This window comes from Sphingopyxis soli (genome assembly GCF_018682675.1).
GTDB classification, from domain to species: domain Bacteria; phylum Pseudomonadota; class Alphaproteobacteria; order Sphingomonadales; family Sphingomonadaceae; genus Sphingopyxis; species Sphingopyxis soli.
Window position 1 is genome coordinate 1 of the sequence record NZ_JAFMTR010000089.1, and the last position, 15,411, is coordinate 15,411.

General features: G+C 66.5%; 12 protein-coding genes. 4 read left to right on the plus strand and 8 right to left on the minus strand.

What is annotated here, in order from left to right; translation table 11 throughout:
- Nucleotides 1-129: 129 nt before the first annotated feature.
- The gene (locus J1N50_RS13660) at nucleotides 130-2,478 is read right to left on the minus strand and encodes a TonB-dependent receptor plug domain-containing protein (protein ID WP_215354387.1); all 2,349 of its coding nucleotides are present in this window, start codon (nucleotides 2,476-2,478) and stop codon (nucleotides 130-132) included.
- 173 nt (nucleotides 2,479-2,651) lie between these two features.
- Here J1N50_RS13660 and J1N50_RS13665 point away from each other — a divergent pair, with 173 nt between their 5' ends.
- From J1N50_RS13665 to J1N50_RS13675, 3 genes are all read left to right on the plus strand, one after another.
- Nucleotides 2,652-3,680: a phytase gene (locus J1N50_RS13665; protein ID WP_215354389.1), complete on the plus strand. Its 1,029-nt coding sequence runs from the start codon at nucleotides 2,652-2,654 to the stop codon at nucleotides 3,678-3,680.
- Nucleotides 3,681-3,820: 140 nt separating this feature from the next.
- Nucleotides 3,821-5,413 (plus strand): bifunctional phosphoribosylaminoimidazolecarboxamide formyltransferase/IMP cyclohydrolase, encoded by a 1,593-nt coding sequence (gene purH, locus J1N50_RS13670; RefSeq protein WP_215354392.1) that lies wholly within the window; start codon nucleotides 3,821-3,823, stop codon nucleotides 5,411-5,413.
- A gap of 95 nt (nucleotides 5,414-5,508) precedes the next feature.
- Nucleotides 5,509-6,162 (plus strand): YqaA family protein, encoded by a 654-nt coding sequence (locus J1N50_RS13675; protein WP_215354499.1) that lies wholly within the window; start codon nucleotides 5,509-5,511, stop codon nucleotides 6,160-6,162.
- 130 nt (nucleotides 6,163-6,292) lie between these two features.
- Here J1N50_RS13675 and J1N50_RS13680 read toward each other — a convergent pair whose 3' ends face one another.
- The 4 genes from J1N50_RS13680 to J1N50_RS13695 all read right to left on the minus strand — a co-directional run bounded on the left by J1N50_RS13680 (nucleotide 6,293) and on the right by J1N50_RS13695 (nucleotide 10,486).
- A complete protein-coding gene (locus tag J1N50_RS13680; protein ID WP_204994294.1) occupies nucleotides 6,293-6,850 on the minus strand; it encodes a VOC family protein in 558 nt (185 codons plus the stop codon).
- Entirely contained in the window at nucleotides 6,847-7,935 is a 1,089-nt protein-coding gene (gene hppD, locus J1N50_RS13685) for a 4-hydroxyphenylpyruvate dioxygenase (RefSeq protein WP_215354502.1), read from the minus strand. Before hppD ends, J1N50_RS13680 begins: the two co-directional genes overlap by 4 nt.
- A 58-nt stretch (nucleotides 7,936-7,993) precedes the next feature.
- Nucleotides 7,994-8,512, minus strand: a complete 519-nt coding sequence (locus J1N50_RS13690) for a hypothetical protein (RefSeq protein WP_215354395.1) — start codon at nucleotides 8,510-8,512, stop codon at nucleotides 7,994-7,996.
- A gap of 87 nt (nucleotides 8,513-8,599) precedes the next feature.
- Nucleotides 8,600-10,486: an ABC-F family ATP-binding cassette domain-containing protein gene (locus tag J1N50_RS13695; RefSeq protein WP_215354399.1), complete on the minus strand. Its 1,887-nt coding sequence runs from the start codon at nucleotides 10,484-10,486 to the stop codon at nucleotides 8,600-8,602.
- A 182-nt stretch (nucleotides 10,487-10,668) separates the two neighbouring features.
- On the opposite strand from J1N50_RS13695, the gene J1N50_RS13700 reads away from it, so the two are divergent.
- Nucleotides 10,669-11,091, plus strand: coding sequence for a VOC family protein (locus J1N50_RS13700; RefSeq protein ID WP_215354402.1), 423 nt, complete (start codon nucleotides 10,669-10,671; stop codon nucleotides 11,089-11,091).
- Nucleotides 11,092-11,094: 3 nt separating this feature from the next.
- Here the strand turns inward: J1N50_RS13700 and J1N50_RS13705 are convergent, their stop codons facing one another.
- The 3 genes from J1N50_RS13705 to J1N50_RS13715 all read right to left on the minus strand — a co-directional run bounded on the left by J1N50_RS13705 (nucleotide 11,095) and on the right by J1N50_RS13715 (nucleotide 15,324).
- Nucleotides 11,095-12,639, minus strand: coding sequence for a DHA2 family efflux MFS transporter permease subunit (locus tag J1N50_RS13705; protein WP_215354405.1), 1,545 nt, complete (start codon nucleotides 12,637-12,639; stop codon nucleotides 11,095-11,097).
- 136 nt (nucleotides 12,640-12,775) lie between these two features.
- Nucleotides 12,776-13,933 (minus strand): HlyD family efflux transporter periplasmic adaptor subunit, encoded by a 1,158-nt coding sequence (locus J1N50_RS13710; protein WP_215354408.1) that lies wholly within the window; start codon nucleotides 13,931-13,933, stop codon nucleotides 12,776-12,778.
- A gap of 2 nt (nucleotides 13,934-13,935) precedes the next feature.
- Nucleotides 13,936-15,324, minus strand: a complete 1,389-nt coding sequence (locus J1N50_RS13715) for an efflux transporter outer membrane subunit (protein ID WP_343227887.1) — start codon at nucleotides 15,322-15,324, stop codon at nucleotides 13,936-13,938.
- Nucleotides 15,325-15,411: the final 87 nt, after the last annotated feature.

Consider the following 15,411-nt stretch of genomic DNA (forward strand, 5'->3'; position numbering starts at 1 on the left):
AACAGCGAGGCCATCGCCGCAGCCAGCATGACGAGAATTGAAAGGCTGGAATCCACCCCAACACCGGCACGCAGCCCGTCTGAATCCCGCAGCCGGCGCCCCGCAACAGAGCCCCGGCCGCCCGACCTACTAGAAAGCGTAGCGCGCCATCAGCTGGAACACCGGCCCGGCCTTCTCGCGCTCCAGTTCATATTCGTCGAAGTTGCGATCGATCTGATCCTCGACCGTCGTGAATTTGTTGAAGCGTTCGCGCTTCGCACCGTTCAACAGATTCTGCCCGACCGCGCGAATCGTGAAGCTCTTCCCGAAACGCTTCTCGACGAAGATTTCAAGGTCGGCGCCATAGGTGGTGAACACCTCCTCGCCGACGGTGCGGTCGAAGGCCCGGCCTTGCTTGCGATAGGTCGCGCCGAATGCTGCGCCGATCGACCTGATGTCCTGGATCAGGCCGAAGTTATAGACATATTTGCTCTGGCCGTTGAAGCGGCGCTTGCCGAATTCGTCGGTGATCTTGCTGTCGAGCCACGAGACGTTGCCGAAGATTCCGGTGTCGGGCAGGCCGACGAACCCGAGGTCGGTCGACAGGTCGAATTCGACGCCATAGACCTTGCCGTCGCCGATGTTCTGCGGCTGATAGACAAAGGTGCCCGGCCCTTCCGAGCCCTCTTCGCCGGTGTTGGTGAGCTCGATCAGGTCGTTCACCTTGCGGTAGAAGACGTTGATCCCGGCGATGCCCGAGCGGCCGAGGCGCTGTTCGTATCCGACATCGAAACCCCATGAGGTTTCGGGATCGAGCAGCGGATTGCCGACAAGGTCGTTGTCGCCCAGCTCGGCCTCGAGCGTCGCGGGCGAAAGATAGTTGAACTCGGGCCGGCGACTCGTCCGCGCCGCCGATGCGGTGATGCGGCCGCGCGCGCCGACGTCGATCTTGACCGATGCCGAGGGAAGCAGCTTGTCATAGTCGTTGGTGAAGCGCTGCAGCGCCGCCGGCACGGTCAGGTCGTCGATGGTGAGGTCGGTCGTCTCGTAGCGAACCCCGGCCTCCCACTTCACGCCCGGCATGTCGCCTTCGACAAGGACGAAGCCGTCGAGGCGCTTTTCCTCGATCATGTTCACGCCGCCCACCGCGGGCACGAAGGCGCCGAAGGTGCGGACGAACTCGGTCGGGTTGCGCGCGAACTGGTCATAGCCCTGACGATCGGCGGCGGTCAGATTGTAGCGGTCGCGCGGCGCCTCGGTGATCGACGTGTCGCGGTCCTTGTCCTGCCAGAAACCGCCGAAAACCAGCCTCGCGGTGTCGCCCAGCTCGACCTCATGCTCCAGCCGCACCGAAAACTCCTTGTCGGTGATGCCGGTGCGCGTCTGGTCGCCGGTAAAGCGCGGCAGCGCGCGATCGAACTCGACCTCATATTCGGTCTCGAAGCGATCCTCGTCGAAATAGGCGTAACCGACCTTCAGGCTCGTCTCGCCCGCCGACCAGCGATGCGCGAGCTTGCCGTTGACGCTGTAATTGTCCTGATTGATCTTCGCGACATTGGCGTTGTCGACGGTCAGATTGCCCGGCGGCGTCGCCCGGACCGGGCCGTTGACGGCGGTCGGATCATCATATTCGAAACTGCGCTCGTCCTCGGTACGGTCGGTGTGGACATAGAAGCCGTTCACCGAGAAATCGGTGCTATCGCCCTTGATGTCATAGGTCGCGTTGAACGAATAATCCTTGCCCTCGCGCGTATCGCGCTGGTCTTCGCGGTTGTCGAAATCGTCGGTCGCGTAATCGGGGTTGTTCTCGGGCGAATCGCCATAGCGCAGCGACAGCTTTTTCTTCGGGTTGTGGCGGCCCTGGAAATTGCCGCCGAGCAGGAAGCGGCCGGGGCCGAGCGCGCCGCCGACCACACCGCCGAGGCTGGGTTCGAGTTCATTGTCGTCGAACAGCAGCCCGCCCGCCCGGATATAGCCGCCGTCGAGCTCGTAACCGTCGCGCAGCTTGATGTTGAGCGTACCGGCGACCGCATCGCCGGTGCGGCGCGCCGACGAGGAGCGGACGATCTCGACGCGGTCGATCAGCTCGGCGGGGATGCGGTCGAGGAAGAAGCTGCGGTCGGCGTTCGACCCCGGCACCTTCTCGCCGTTGATCAGGATCTGGGTGTAGCCCGGCGGCAGGCCGCGCAGCCGCGCTCCGTCGCTTTCGATGACGTCGGAGAGGAAGGTCACCGACGGCACCCGCTTCAACGCGTCGCCCGCGGTCAGCGGCTCGAAGCGCTGGAAATATTCGCTGTCGTAGGAAACGACCGGTTCGGCTTCGTTCTCGCTGCGGTTGCGATAGCCGATGCCGCCGAGAACGACGATTTCCTGCGACGTCGTGATCGTGCCATCCTCATTCTGGACCGGCGCCGCATCCTGCGCGGCGGCGGGACTGGCGGCAAGCGCGGCGACAATGGCGAGCGTTGCGGCGGAATGTAGGCGGAAAGGTCGAATCATGAATGGGGCCCCCTTGTTTGCGTTGCCGGGCGTCTAGGGGCGGGGTGTGACAGTTTGCGGCGACAGACATGACGGTTCGATGACGCTTAAGTGACGGAAATATTGTGGGATTGACGCGCCGCGACTTTACTGGAACGGGGCGCGACCGACAGTCAGCGACAGGGGAATTCGCCATGATCCGGATCGGTACATCACGCCTCTGCGGCATCGCCGCACTCGGCCTTGCCCTCGCGGGCTGCGCAGCGGGCGGGGCAAAGCCCGCCATATCCGGACTGCCGCCGGTGCAGGTCGCCGCGAACGGCGAGACCGCGCCGGTCGGAACCGGCAAGGCAGATGCGGCCGACGATCCGGCGATCTGGATCGATCCTGCGAACCCGAACCGCGCGCTGATCGTCGCGACCGACAAGAAGGCCGGACTTCACGTCTATGACCTGACGGGCAAGGGCATCGCCTTTACGCAGGCGGGGCGCGTCAACAATGTCGACGTCGCAGGCAACATCATCGTCGCAAGCGACCGCAACGACGGGGTGAATGCGCATCTCGCGCTGTTCCGCCTCGACGCCGACACGCCAGCGATCGTCTCGCTCGGCCGCGCCGCGGCGGGCGCGGGCGAGGCCTATGGCCTCTGCCTCAAGAAGACCGCCCCCGGAGCGCCGATCACCGCCGCACTGATCGTCAAGGACGGCACGGTGCGCGTCGGCACGCTGACCGTCGAGGGGACGCCGACCTTTGCGGTCCAGTGGGAGTACAAGATCCCGACCCAGTCCGAAGGCTGCGTCTTCGACGGCGACACGCTTTATGTGGGCGAGGAAGACGCCGGCATCTGGCAACTCGTGCAAAGCGGCACCACCGCCACTGCGCGCCTCGTCGCGCCGGTCGACAACCAGCGCCTCGTCGCCGACGTCGAAGGCCTCGCGACGATCGACCACAAGGGCCAGCGCTACCTGCTCGCCTCATCACAGGGCGATAATGCCTATGCGGTCTTCAAGCTGCCTTCGATGGATTATGTCGGCCGCTTTGCGGTCGCGGCGGGCACGTTCGGCGCGACGAGCGAGACCGACGGGATCGAGGCCGTCGCGGGCAATTTCGGCCCTGCCTATCCCGACGGCATCTTCCTGGCGCAGGACGGTGACAACGCCCCCAAGGCGCAGAATTTCAAGCTGGTGCGCTGGGACCAGATCGCGGCGGCGCTGGGGCTCTGATCCGACGCCGAGGGAAAGCTGGTCGTGTCCCCGCGAAGGCGGGTGAACGATGCTTTTAAGGGGCGACATGGCTTGCGATAGGGGGCGCACGCGCCTAGGGGGTCCGCGTCTTTCCCATCCCTGCAAAGGCCGCCCTTCCCATGACCGACCTGATTCCCGTCCGCCGCGCGCTTCTTTCCGTCAGCGACAAGGCGGGGCTCGCCGAGCTTGCCGCCGCGCTCGTCCGCCATGGCGTCGAGCTGGTGTCGACCGGCGGCACCGCAAAGGCGCTGCGCGAAGCGGGGCATGACGTGCGCGACGTCTCCGACCTCACCGGCTTTCCCGAGATGATGGACGGCCGCGTCAAGACGCTGCACCCGACGGTCCATGGCGGCATCCTTGCGGTGCGCGACGATGCTGCGCATGTCGCGTCGATGGAAGAGCATGGCATCGGCGCGATCGATCTGGTCGTCGTCAACCTCTACCCCTTCCTCCAGACGGTAATGAGCGGTGCCGACCGCGACACGATTATCGAGAATATCGACATCGGCGGCCCCGCGATGGTGCGCTCGTCGGCGAAGAACCACGCCTTCGTCGGCATCGTCGCCGAGCCCCAGGATTATGCCGCGGTGATCGCCGAGATGGACGCCAATGGCGGCGCGACCACCCTCGCCCTGCGCAAGCGCCTCGCCGCGACCGCTTTCGCGCACACGGCAACCTATGACAGCATGATCGCGCAATGGTTCGCTTTCGCCGATCAGGGCAAATTCTTCCCCGACACGCTGCCGCTCACCGCGAAGCTCGCGACCGAACTGCGCTATGGCGAGAATCCGCACCAGAAAGCCGCGCTCTACCTGCCCACCGGCCCCGCCGCGCGCGGCATCGCGCAGGCCGAGCAGGTGCAGGGCAAGGAGCTCAGCTACAATAATATCAACGATGCCGACGCCGCGCTCGAACTCGTCGCCGAATTCCGCGACGCCGATCCGACCTGCGTCATCGTCAAGCACGCCAACCCTTGCGGCGTCGCGACCGCCGTGACGATCGCCGAGGCCTATGACGCGGCGCTCAAGTGCGACGACGTCTCGGCGTTCGGCGGCATCATCGCGGTCAACCGGCCGCTCGACGGCGCCACCGCCGAGCTGATCAGCGGCATCTTCACCGAAGTCGTCTGCGCCCCCGACGCCGACGCCGATGCCCGCGCAGTGTTCGCGAAGAAGAAGAATCTCCGCCTGCTGCTGACCGGCGAGCTGCCCGATCCGGCGCGCGGCGGGCTGATGCTCAAGACGATCGCCGGCGGCTGGCTCGCGCAGAGCCGCGACAATGGCCGCATCACCCCCGCCGACCTCAAGGTCGTCACCGACCGCGCGCCGACCGAAGAGGAGCTCACCGACGCGCTCTTCGCCTGGACGGTCGCCAAGCATGTGAAGTCGAACGCGATCGTCTATGCCAAGGGCGGCGCGACCGCGGGCATCGGCGCAGGCCAGATGAACCGCCGCGACAGCGCACGTATCGCGGCGGTCAAAGCGCGCGAAGCCGCCGAATCGCACGGGTGGGCCGTGCCGCGCACCGTCGGCAGCGCGGTTGCGAGCGACGCCTTCTTCCCGTTCGCCGACGGGCTGCTCGCCGCGGTCGAGGCGGGCGCGACCTGCGTGATCCAGCCGGGCGGTTCGATCCGCGACGACGAGGTGATCGCGGCAGCAAACGAAGCCGGGCTCGCGATGGTGTTCACCGGGATGCGGCATTTCCGGCACTGATCGTCTCGACTTAGCCCAATGTCGGCGGCATAGACGCTGCAGCGCAATTGTCGCGCCAGAGGATCAGCATGACCGAAATCGTCCGCAAGCCGTCGATCATCCAGCGGCTCTACACCTGGACGATGGAGAAATCGGCGCATCCGCACGCCGAGTTCTGGCTGGCGCTGGTCTCGTTCGTCGAGGCCAGCTTCTTCCCGATCCCGCCACATCCGCTGCTCGGGCTGATGTGCCTCGCGAACCCCAAAAGGGCGGTGCGCTACGCGATCATCTGCACGCTCGCGTCGGTCGCGGGCGGGATGCTCGGCTATTCGATCGGCTATTTCCTCTACGAGAGCGTCGGGCTGTGGCTGCTCGGCGTACTCGGGCTCACCGACGCCTTTCCGTCGGCCGCCTGCTACCTGCGCGAATTCGGCGCCGAGATCATCCTGATCAAGGGCGCGACGCCGATCCCGTTCAAGCTGCTGACGATCACCGCCGGCTTCATCCACATGAATTTCTGGACCTTCCTGTGGGCGAGCCTCGCCAGCCGGGCTTTTTCGTTCATGCTCGTCGGAATCCTGTTCCGGCTGTTCGGGGCGCCGATCAAGGCGTTCATCGACAAATATCTGATCTGGGTCACCGGCGCCTTCCTCGTCGCCGTGGTCGCGGGCTTCGTCGCGATCGGCGCGCTGTCGGGCGACAAGGGCGAGCAAAAGGTCGACAAATGCAGCGGCGCGACGCTGGAAAGCATCGGGCTCGACCGGAAGTAAGACCGCCCATCGGTTGCTGCCGTGCGTGTCCCCGCGAAGGCGGGGACCCATCACCGGACGATGCCAATCAGAACCGGCAGGAGATGGGCTCCCGCCGTCGCGGGGGCACACTGCATTTTACCGCGATTATCTATTCGTTCGCCGCCGCGTGCAGCCAATCCGCGTGGCGCGGAGCCTTCTTGGTCTGGCTCCATTCCTCGAGCATCAGCGGCGCGACGCGCTTCAGCTCGGCATATTGTTCGTCGGTGCCGATGTCGCACGCCAGTTCCACCCGGTGCCCGTTGGGGTCGAAGAAATAGATCGACTTGAAGATGCCGTGATGCGTCGGCCCCAGCACGTCGATGCCGTTCGCGGTCAGATGTTCCTTCGCGGCGACCAGCTCGTCATAGCTGCCGACCTTGAACGCCAGATGCTGGACCCACTTCGGCGTATTCTCGTCGCGCCCCATGTCGGGCTGGTTCGGCAGCTCGAAGAAAGCCAGGATGTTGCCGTTACCCGCGTCGAGGAAGACGTGCATGTACGGGTCATATTCGCCCGTCGACGGCACATGATCCTCGGCAAAGGCGGTGGTATAGGTCATGCCGAGCATGGCCTCGTACCACTCGACCGTCTCCTTCGCGTCCTTGCAGCGATAGGCGGCGTGGTGGACCCCGCCCAGTTTGATCGGGCTTTTGGTCGGACTCGTCATTCGGCGGGTTCCTCGACGTTGAGCGCGCCGCGACGGATCTGGTCCATTTCCATCGATTTGAACAGCGCAGTGAAATTGCCCTCGCCGAAACCCTCGTCCTTCTTGCGCTGGATGAATTCGAAGAAGACCGGGCCGATGACGGTCTGGCCGAAGATCTGGAGCAGCAGGCGCGGGTCGCCGTCCTGGGTCGATCCGTCGAGCAGGATGCCGCGCGACTGGAGTTCCTCGACCGGCTCGCCATGGCCCGGCAGGCGGTCGGCGAGCATCTCGTAATAGGTCGCCGGCGGTGCGGGCGCGAACGGATTGCCAAGCGCCTTGAGCTTGTCCCACGCCGCGTAAAGATCGTCGCAGGCAAAGGCGATGTGCTGGATGCCCTCGCCATTATAGGCGCGCAGATATTCCTCGATCTGGCCGCCGCCGCCCGCGCCCTCTTCGTTGAGCGGGATGCGGATCTTGCCGTCGGGCGCGGTCATCGCCTTCGATGTCAGGCCGGTATATTCGCCCTTGATGTCGAAATAGCGGATTTCGCGGAAGCCCGCGATGCGCTCGTAGAAGGCGGCCCAATGCGCCATGCGGCCGCCATAGACATTGTGGGTCAGGTGATCGATCACCTTCAGCCCGGCGCCTTCGGGATGACGATCGACCCCCTCCTCATAGACGAAATCAATGTCGTAAATGCTGAGGTCGTCGCCATACCGGTCGATGAGGTAGATGATCGAGCCGCCGATGCCGCGGATTGCAGGCAGGCGAAGCTCCATCGGACCGGGCGTCGTCTCGACCGGCTCGGCCCCGCGTTCGATCGCCTCGGCATAGGCTTTCGCCGCATCGCGCACGCGCCAGCCCATGCCGCACGCCGACGGGCCGTGCTCGGCGGCGAAATAGGCGGCGGGCGATCTGGGTTCGTAATTGGCGATCAGGTTGATCCCGCCCTGCCGCCACAGCTGGACATCCTTGGAGCGGTGGCGCGCGATCAGCGTGAAGCCCATGCGTTCGAAAACGGGCTCGAGAATGCCCTTATCGGGCGCCGAGAATTCGACGAACTCGAAGCCATCGAGGCCCAGCGGGTTTTCGAACAGGTCGGCCATGGCAATCAATCCCATCTAGTTTCAATTGAAACTATTATCGCCATATCGCCCCGGCAAGTCAAGGCTGGGCCGATGCCGGCCCATCATAGGTGAAGCCACCTCGCTGCCTCACACGCGGGCCGAGCTGGGCGGCCTGCCCGATACGTATCTGGACCTGGTAATAATATTTGTCGGTCGGCTTTCCACTGTCATCGAAAAAGGCGATCTTCACCCGCTGCGCGACGCCACGCACCATGATTGTCCGGCCCTTGAAGCGTTTCTCCGCCGCCGCCAGCCCCTCGCCTTCGGCGAGCTCTGCCATCACCGCTGCGGGGATTGCGATGGTAAGGCAGTTGCGGTCGCGATAATCGGTTTCGGAATTGAGGTAGTAGATACCCTTCTGCTCGCCAACCGCTTTCACTTCCATCCGGAAGGTGCCGGCGATCCCGGCTTTCGGCGCCAGATAGGAGGCATAGGTCACGGCCTCGACCGGCGAGATGCAATCGTCGCTGCAGGTGATCGGCCGCGGCGCAGTCGTCACCGGGGGCGGAATCTTGGCGACGGGATTGGCGGCCAGCAACAGGGTCGCAAGAAACATCGGGGCTCTTCCTCCATGATTCGATCCCGGAACGGATCGTCATCGTCGTCCGTCCCGCGATCCGGAGCAATCCCCCAAAGGATCCGATCAGGCCGCCGCCGTCTCGATCGCCTCGAGCGCTTCCATCCACGCCGCCTCGACGCCTTCCAACTCGGCCGCGAGCTTGCCGCGGCGCTGCGACAGGTCGCCCATCGTCAGCTTGGCGAGCGCGGGTTCGGCGCTTGCTGGGTCGAACATCGCGCGGTCGATCGCGCTGATCTGCTGCGCGAGCTTCGCGGCGCGCGCTTCATGGTCCTTCGCGGTCTTGCGCAGCGCCGCCTGCGCCTCGCGCGCCTTCGCGGCTTCCTGCCGGGCCGATTTCGCATCTTTTGCCTTGGCGGGGGCGGCTTTCCCGTCGTCGTTCGCGGCGCTCTTGCCGAGGATGAAGGCGACATAATCGTCCATGCTGCCGTCGAAATCGCGCGCGGTGCCGCTGTCGACGAGCACCAGCCGGTCGGCGCTGAGTTCGAGCATATGGCGGTCGTGGCTGACGATCAGCACCGCGCCGTCGAAGCCGTTCAGCGCCTGCACCAGCGCCTCGCGCGCGTCGACGTCGAGGTGGTTGGTCGGTTCGTCGAGGATCAGGAGGTGCGGCGCCTCGCGCGTGATCAGCGCGAGCGCGAGCCGCGCACGCTCGCCGCCCGACAGCTTGCCCACTTCGGTCGTCGCCTTGTTGCCGGTGAAGCCGAAGCGCCCCAATTGCGCGCGCACGGCACCCGGCGTCTTGCCCGCCATCACGCGCGTCATATGGCCGAGCGGCGTGTCGCTGCCGTCGAGTTCCTCGACCTGATATTGCGTGAAATAGCCGACGCGCATCTTGCCGGCAAAGGCCATCGCGCCATCCTCGGGCTTCAATTGCGCGGCAAGCAGGCGCGCGAGCGTCGTCTTGCCGTTGCCGTTGCGGCCGAGCAGCGCAATCCGGTCGTCGGGATCGATGCGGAGGTTAAGGCGCGAAAGCACGGGTTCGCCGGGCGCATAACCGACGCTCGCAAGGTCGAGCGTGATCAGCGGCGGCTTCAGTTCGTCGCCGGGGCTCGGAAAATCGAACACGAGGCTCGGGTCTTCGGCGATCGCGGCGATCGGCTGCATCCGCGCAAGCTGTTTCGCCCGCGACTGCGCCTGTTTGGCCGTCGAGGCGCGCGCGCTGTTGCGCGCGACATAGTCCTGCAGCTTCGCGCGCTGCGCGTCCTGCGCTGCCTTCGCCGCCGCAAGCTGCGCCGCGCGCTCGGCGCGCTGGCGCTCGAACGCGTCATAGCCGCCGGCGTAGAGCGTCACCTTGCCGCCTTCGAGGTGCAGGATATGGTCGACAACATTGTTGAGCAGGTCGCGCTCGTGGCTGATCACGACGAGCTGGCCCGGATAGGCGCGCAAGAAACTCTCGAGCCACATCGTCGCTTCGAGGTCGAGGTGGTTCGACGGCTCGTCGAGCAGCAGCAGGTCGGGGTTCGAGAAGAGCAAGGCGGCGAGCGCGACGCGCATCTTCCAGCCGCCCGAAAAGCTGTCGAGCGGCTGTCCCTGCATCGCCTCGTCGAAGCCGAGCCCGATCAGGATGCGCGCCGCGCGCGCCGGGGCGGTATAGGCGTCGATCGCGATCAGCCGCTCGTGGATGTCGGAAAGCTTGCCCGGGTCCTGCTCGGTTTCCGACGCCGCCAGCAGTTCGGCGCGTTCGGTGTCCGCCGCCAGCACCGTCTCGAACGGCGTCGCCGTCCCGCTCGGCGCTTCCTGCGCGATATAACCGACGCGCGTGCGGCGCGGCATTTCGATGCCGCCCTCGTCGGCCTCGAGCTGGCCGATCATCACCTTCATCAAGGTCGACTTGCCCGCGCCGTTGCGGCCGATCAGCCCGACGCGGCTCTTCGGCGGCAGGCTCGCGCTCGCGCGGTCGAGGATGGTGCGCCCGCCGAGGCGCACGGTGAGGCCGTTGATCGTCAGCATATACCTAACCCATTCGTCATCCCGGCGAAGGCCGGGATCTCGCCCTATCCTGGTCGCGATCCGGTGAGATCCCGGCCTTCGCCGGGATGGCGCTGATAAAAGCGATGCGCCCGTAGCATGTTCGGCGCCGTCCCCCAAGTCCCGGGCTGGCATTTCCCGAGGGGGTGCGGCAAAGACGGACGATGGCCGACATCGCCCCCTTCCACATCGCCTTCCCGGTCGACGATCTCGCCGCGGCGCGGCATTTCTACGGCACGGTGATGGGCTGCCCCGAGGGGCGCAGCGCCGCTGACTGGATCGACTTCAACCTCTATGGCCACCAGATCGTCGCGCACCGCGTCGAACGGCGCGCGGCGGTCGCGGCGCACAATCCGGTCGATGGCCACAATGTCCCGGTGCCGCATTTCGGCGTCGTGCTGCCGCCCGCCGACTGGCAGGCGCTCGCCGACCGGTTGCGGGCGCATGACGTCGCCTTCGTCATCGAACCGCACACGCGCTTTGCCGGCCAGCCGGGCGAACAATCGACGATGTTCTTCCTCGATCCCGCGGGCAATGCGCTGGAATTCAAGGCCTTCGCCGACGTTGGACAGTTGTTCGCCAGATAGCGGCTAGTGCCCGCCGCCCATCGATATCTGCTTGGGCCGCGGCGCGAGCCATACCGAAATTGCCGCGATCACGAACACCACGCCCGCCGCCAGAAACAGGTGGAGAACGCCCAGCGTCGCCGCCTGCCCTTCGACCAGCCGGTCCAGGACGCCGCGCGCCTGTTCGAGCGTCAGTCCGCCTGCCTGCATCGACGCGACCGCCGCTTCGGGATCGTTGAGCGCCGAGACGAGTTCGGATCGCGATACCCGGCTCGCGTCGTCCCACGCGGTGGTGGCGATCGCGGTGCCGATCGCACCGCTCAGCGTGCGCAGGAAGCTCATCAGCCCGGCGGCCGAGGTCTGGACATTGGCGGGCACCGAGCTCAGCGCGAGCGCGGTCAGCCCGACGAAGAAGAAGGGCATGCCCATCCCTTGCAGGACATGCGGCAGCGCCAGGGTCCAATAGCCGACGTCGGCGTTCCAGCTCGCACGCAGAACCGACATCGCCGCCATCCACAGGATGCCGAGACTGACCGTCAGGCGAATGTCGACCTTGCCGATCAATCCGGCGGCGACCGGCGACAGCAGCACCGCGAAACAGCCGAGCCACGCGACAACATAGCCGGTGTCGGTCGCGGTATAGCCGACCACCTGCTGCAGCCACAAAGGCGTCAGCACGACCTGCGAGAAGAAGGCGCCGAACCCCAGCGAGATGGCGAGCGTCGCGAAACTGAACCCGCGAAAGCGGAACACGCGCAGGTCGACGACCGGATTGGCGTCGGTCAGCTCCCAGATCACGAACGCGGCAAAGCTGATCGCGGCGATGATCGCGAGCGCCACGATCCACGTCGACCCGAACCAGTCATGCTCGCGCCCCGTGTCGAGCATGATCTGGAAGGCGCCGACCGACAGGACGAGCAGGATCAGCCCGACGACGTCGATCCGCGCCTTCACCCGCTTCGTTTCGAAGCGGCCGAGCATCGTCCCGACCCCGAAGGCGCAGAGTGCGACGACGGGCAGGTTGATGAAGAAAATCCACGGCCAGCTCCAGTTATCGGAGATCAGCCCGCCCAGGATCGGGCCCAGGATCGGCGCCGTGGTTGTCGTCATCGCCCAGATCGCGAGCCCCACGCCCGCCTTTTCCTTCGGGAAGATGCGCAGCAGCAATATCTGCGACAGCGGCATCAGCGGCCCGCCCGACAGGCCTTGCAGAACGCGGAACAGGATCAGCGCGTCGAGCGTGCGCGCAATGCCGCAGAGGAAGGAGAAAATGCCGAAGCCGATGATCGAGATGATGAACCAGCGCACGGTGCCGAAACGCGAAGCGAGCCAGCCGGTGAGCGGCACACTGATCGCGTCGGCGACCGCATAGCTGGTGATCGCCCAGGTTCCCTGCGTCGGCGACACCGCGAGCCCGCCCGCGATATGCGGCACCGACACATTGGCGATCGTCGTGTCGAGCACGACGACGAAATTCGCGAGCGCGAGCGCGAAGGCCGCGGCGATCAGCTTGACCCCGGTCAGCGGTTGCGGCTCGGCCGACAGAGAGATGGCGGCAGCCGTTGCCACGTCAGACCGCCATTTCGTAAAAAAGGTTCGTCATTGCGAGGAGCCGAAGGCGACGCAGCAATCGAAGGGTGGCTCTACAGCGCTCTGGATTGCTTCGCTTCGCTCGCAAGGACGAGATTGAATGAGCGCCCATCGCTCAGTTCCCCCGCGTGTCGATCGTCGCTTCCATCGACAAGCCGACGCGCAGCGGATGGGCCTTGAGGTCGCGGGGGTCGATCGCGATGCGCACCGGCAGGCGCTGCACCACCTTGACCCAGTTGCCGGTCGCGTTCTGCGCCGGGATCAGCGCGAAGGCGGCGCCGGTGCCGCCCGCGATGCCGATCACCTTGCCGCGATAGACGACATCGCCGCCATAATAGTCCGAGGTGAGCTCGACCGGCTGGCCGATACGGATGCGCCTGAACTGGCTTTCCTTGAAATTCGCGTCGACATAGGCGGTCGCGACGGGGACGATCACCATGATCGGCGCGCCCGCGGCGATCCGCTGGCCCACCTGCACCTGCTTGTTGGTGACGACGCCGTCGACCGGCGCGCGGATCACGGTGCGCGCGAGGTCGAGCTTGGCCTTTTCCAGCCGCGCCTGCGCAGCGGCGACGTCGGGGGCGGTGTCGATCGTCGTGCCGCGCACCACCGCTTCGGCGGCGCCGAGGTCGCCGCTCGCCGAACCGCGTGTTGCTTCGGCCGAGGAAATTCCCGCCGCCGCCAGATCGCGCGCAGCGATTGCCGAGGCGAGCGCAGTGCGCGCCGTCGTCAGTTCCTCGGCAGAGACCGCGCCGGTGCCCGCGATGCTCTCGCGCCGCGCCAGTTCGGCGCGCGCCTTGGCCACCGCCGCGTCGGCGTCGCGAAGCCGCGCCCGTGCCTGCGCGATATCGGCGGCGCGCGCCGCGACGCGCGAACGCGCCGCATCGGCGGTCGCGCTCGCCTGGCCATAGCGCTGGCGCGCCTGGCGCAGCGCGGCCTCGGCATCGGCGACCGCGATCCGCTGGTCGGCATCGTCGAGGATGACGAGGATGTCGCCCTTCTTCACCACCTGCGTGCCGCTGACGCGGACGTCCTTGACCGGGCCCGCGACGAGCGCGGTGACCGTCGCCGAATCGGCGCCGACATAGGCGTTGTCGGTCGACACGCGCCCTGCCTGCGTCAGGAAATACCAGATGCCCCAGATCGCCGCGATCGACACGATGGCGATCGCAAGGATACGGAGCAGGCGCGCGCGCTTGGCGGTGCGCGCGGCCGTCGCTTCGGCGCTTTCTTCGGGGGTTTCGGGGGTCGGCGCAGCCGTATCGTCGGCCATCGTCATTCTCCTGCGTTTGTCTGGTAACCGCCGCCGAGCGCACGGATCAGGGCGATATCGAGGGAGAGCCTGCGCGCTTCGAGGTCGGCGACCTGCCGCGCGAGCTGGGTCATGCTGTCTTCGGCGGTGAGTTGCGGCAGCTGGGTCGACAGGCCCGCGCGATAGCGGAGGCCCGCAAGCTGCGCCGCGTCGGTCGCCGCCTTCAAGGCTGCGCGCCGGTCGCCCAATTGCCGCTCGGTTGCGGCGCGGCTCTGGGCGATATCGGCAACGTCGCGCAGCGCCGCGATCAGTGTCCGGTCGTAATTCGCCACGGCCGCGTCGAATTCGGCGCGGGCGCCGCGATAGCGGCCCGCGAGGCGCCCGCCGTCGAAGATCGGCAGGCTGATCGCGACGCCGCCATTGCCATAATCCGATCCCTTGTCGAACAGCTTCGACAGGCCGAGCGACTGGAACCCGACGAGCGCCGAGAGATTGATATTCGGGTAGAAATCGGCCCTCGCGACGTCGATCCGCTTCGCCGCCGCCTCGGCGCGCAGCCGCGCCGCGACGATATCGGGCCGGCGTCCGACAAGATCGATGCCCGCCTGCGGCGGCAGGTCGATGTCGGGCGAAGCAAGCGTCGGCCGCGCGATCGCGCGGCCGCGGTCGGGGCCCGCGCCGACGAGCGCGGCGAGCCGGTTGCGCGTCGTCGCGATCGCCTCGTCGAGCGCCGCGATATCGCCGCGGGCCGCCGCGGCGCGGCTTTCGGCCTGCCGCTCGGCCGACTGGTTCTCGATTCCCGCCAGCGTGCGCTTGGCCGATACATCGGCGCTCGCGCTGCGCACGCGAACCGCTTCCTCAGCGACATCGAGCGCCCGGTAATAGCCTGCAAGGTCGGCATAGGCCGAGGCAATGCCCGTCGTCAGCATCAACCGCGCCTGCGCCTGGTCGACGCGTGCGGCCTCGGCCTCCGAGGTCGCGGCGGCGAGCGCCGCGCGATTCTTGCCCCACAGGTCGAGATCGAAACCGAAGGTCGCGGCGACATGGCCGGTGTCCTGAATGCCGTCGGGCACGAACTGCGGCGGGATGCCGTTATTCTTGCTCTGCTGGACGCCGCCCGCGCTGCCCTCGACCGCGACGCGCGGAAGCAATGCCGCCCCCGCCTGCTGCGCCATGGCTTCGGCGGCGCGGACGCGCGCGGCGGCGGTCGCGATATCGGGCGAGCCCTTCAGCCCTTCGGCAATCAGCGCATCGAGCTGCGGATCGCCAAGAGCCTGCCACCAGCCCTCGACCGGCCAGGCGCCGCGCGCATCGGCAAAAGTCGCTGACGATTGGAGCGACTCGGCCGCAGCCGGGGCCGGTCTGGGACCGAGATCGGGAACGCTGGCGCAGCCCGCAAGCAGGCTCAACACAAGGGCAGAGGGGAGAATCCTATTTTTCATGGCATCCAGTGATACTAGCTGGTATCATGCGCCAATGAACCCCGGAGACTAAGTTGT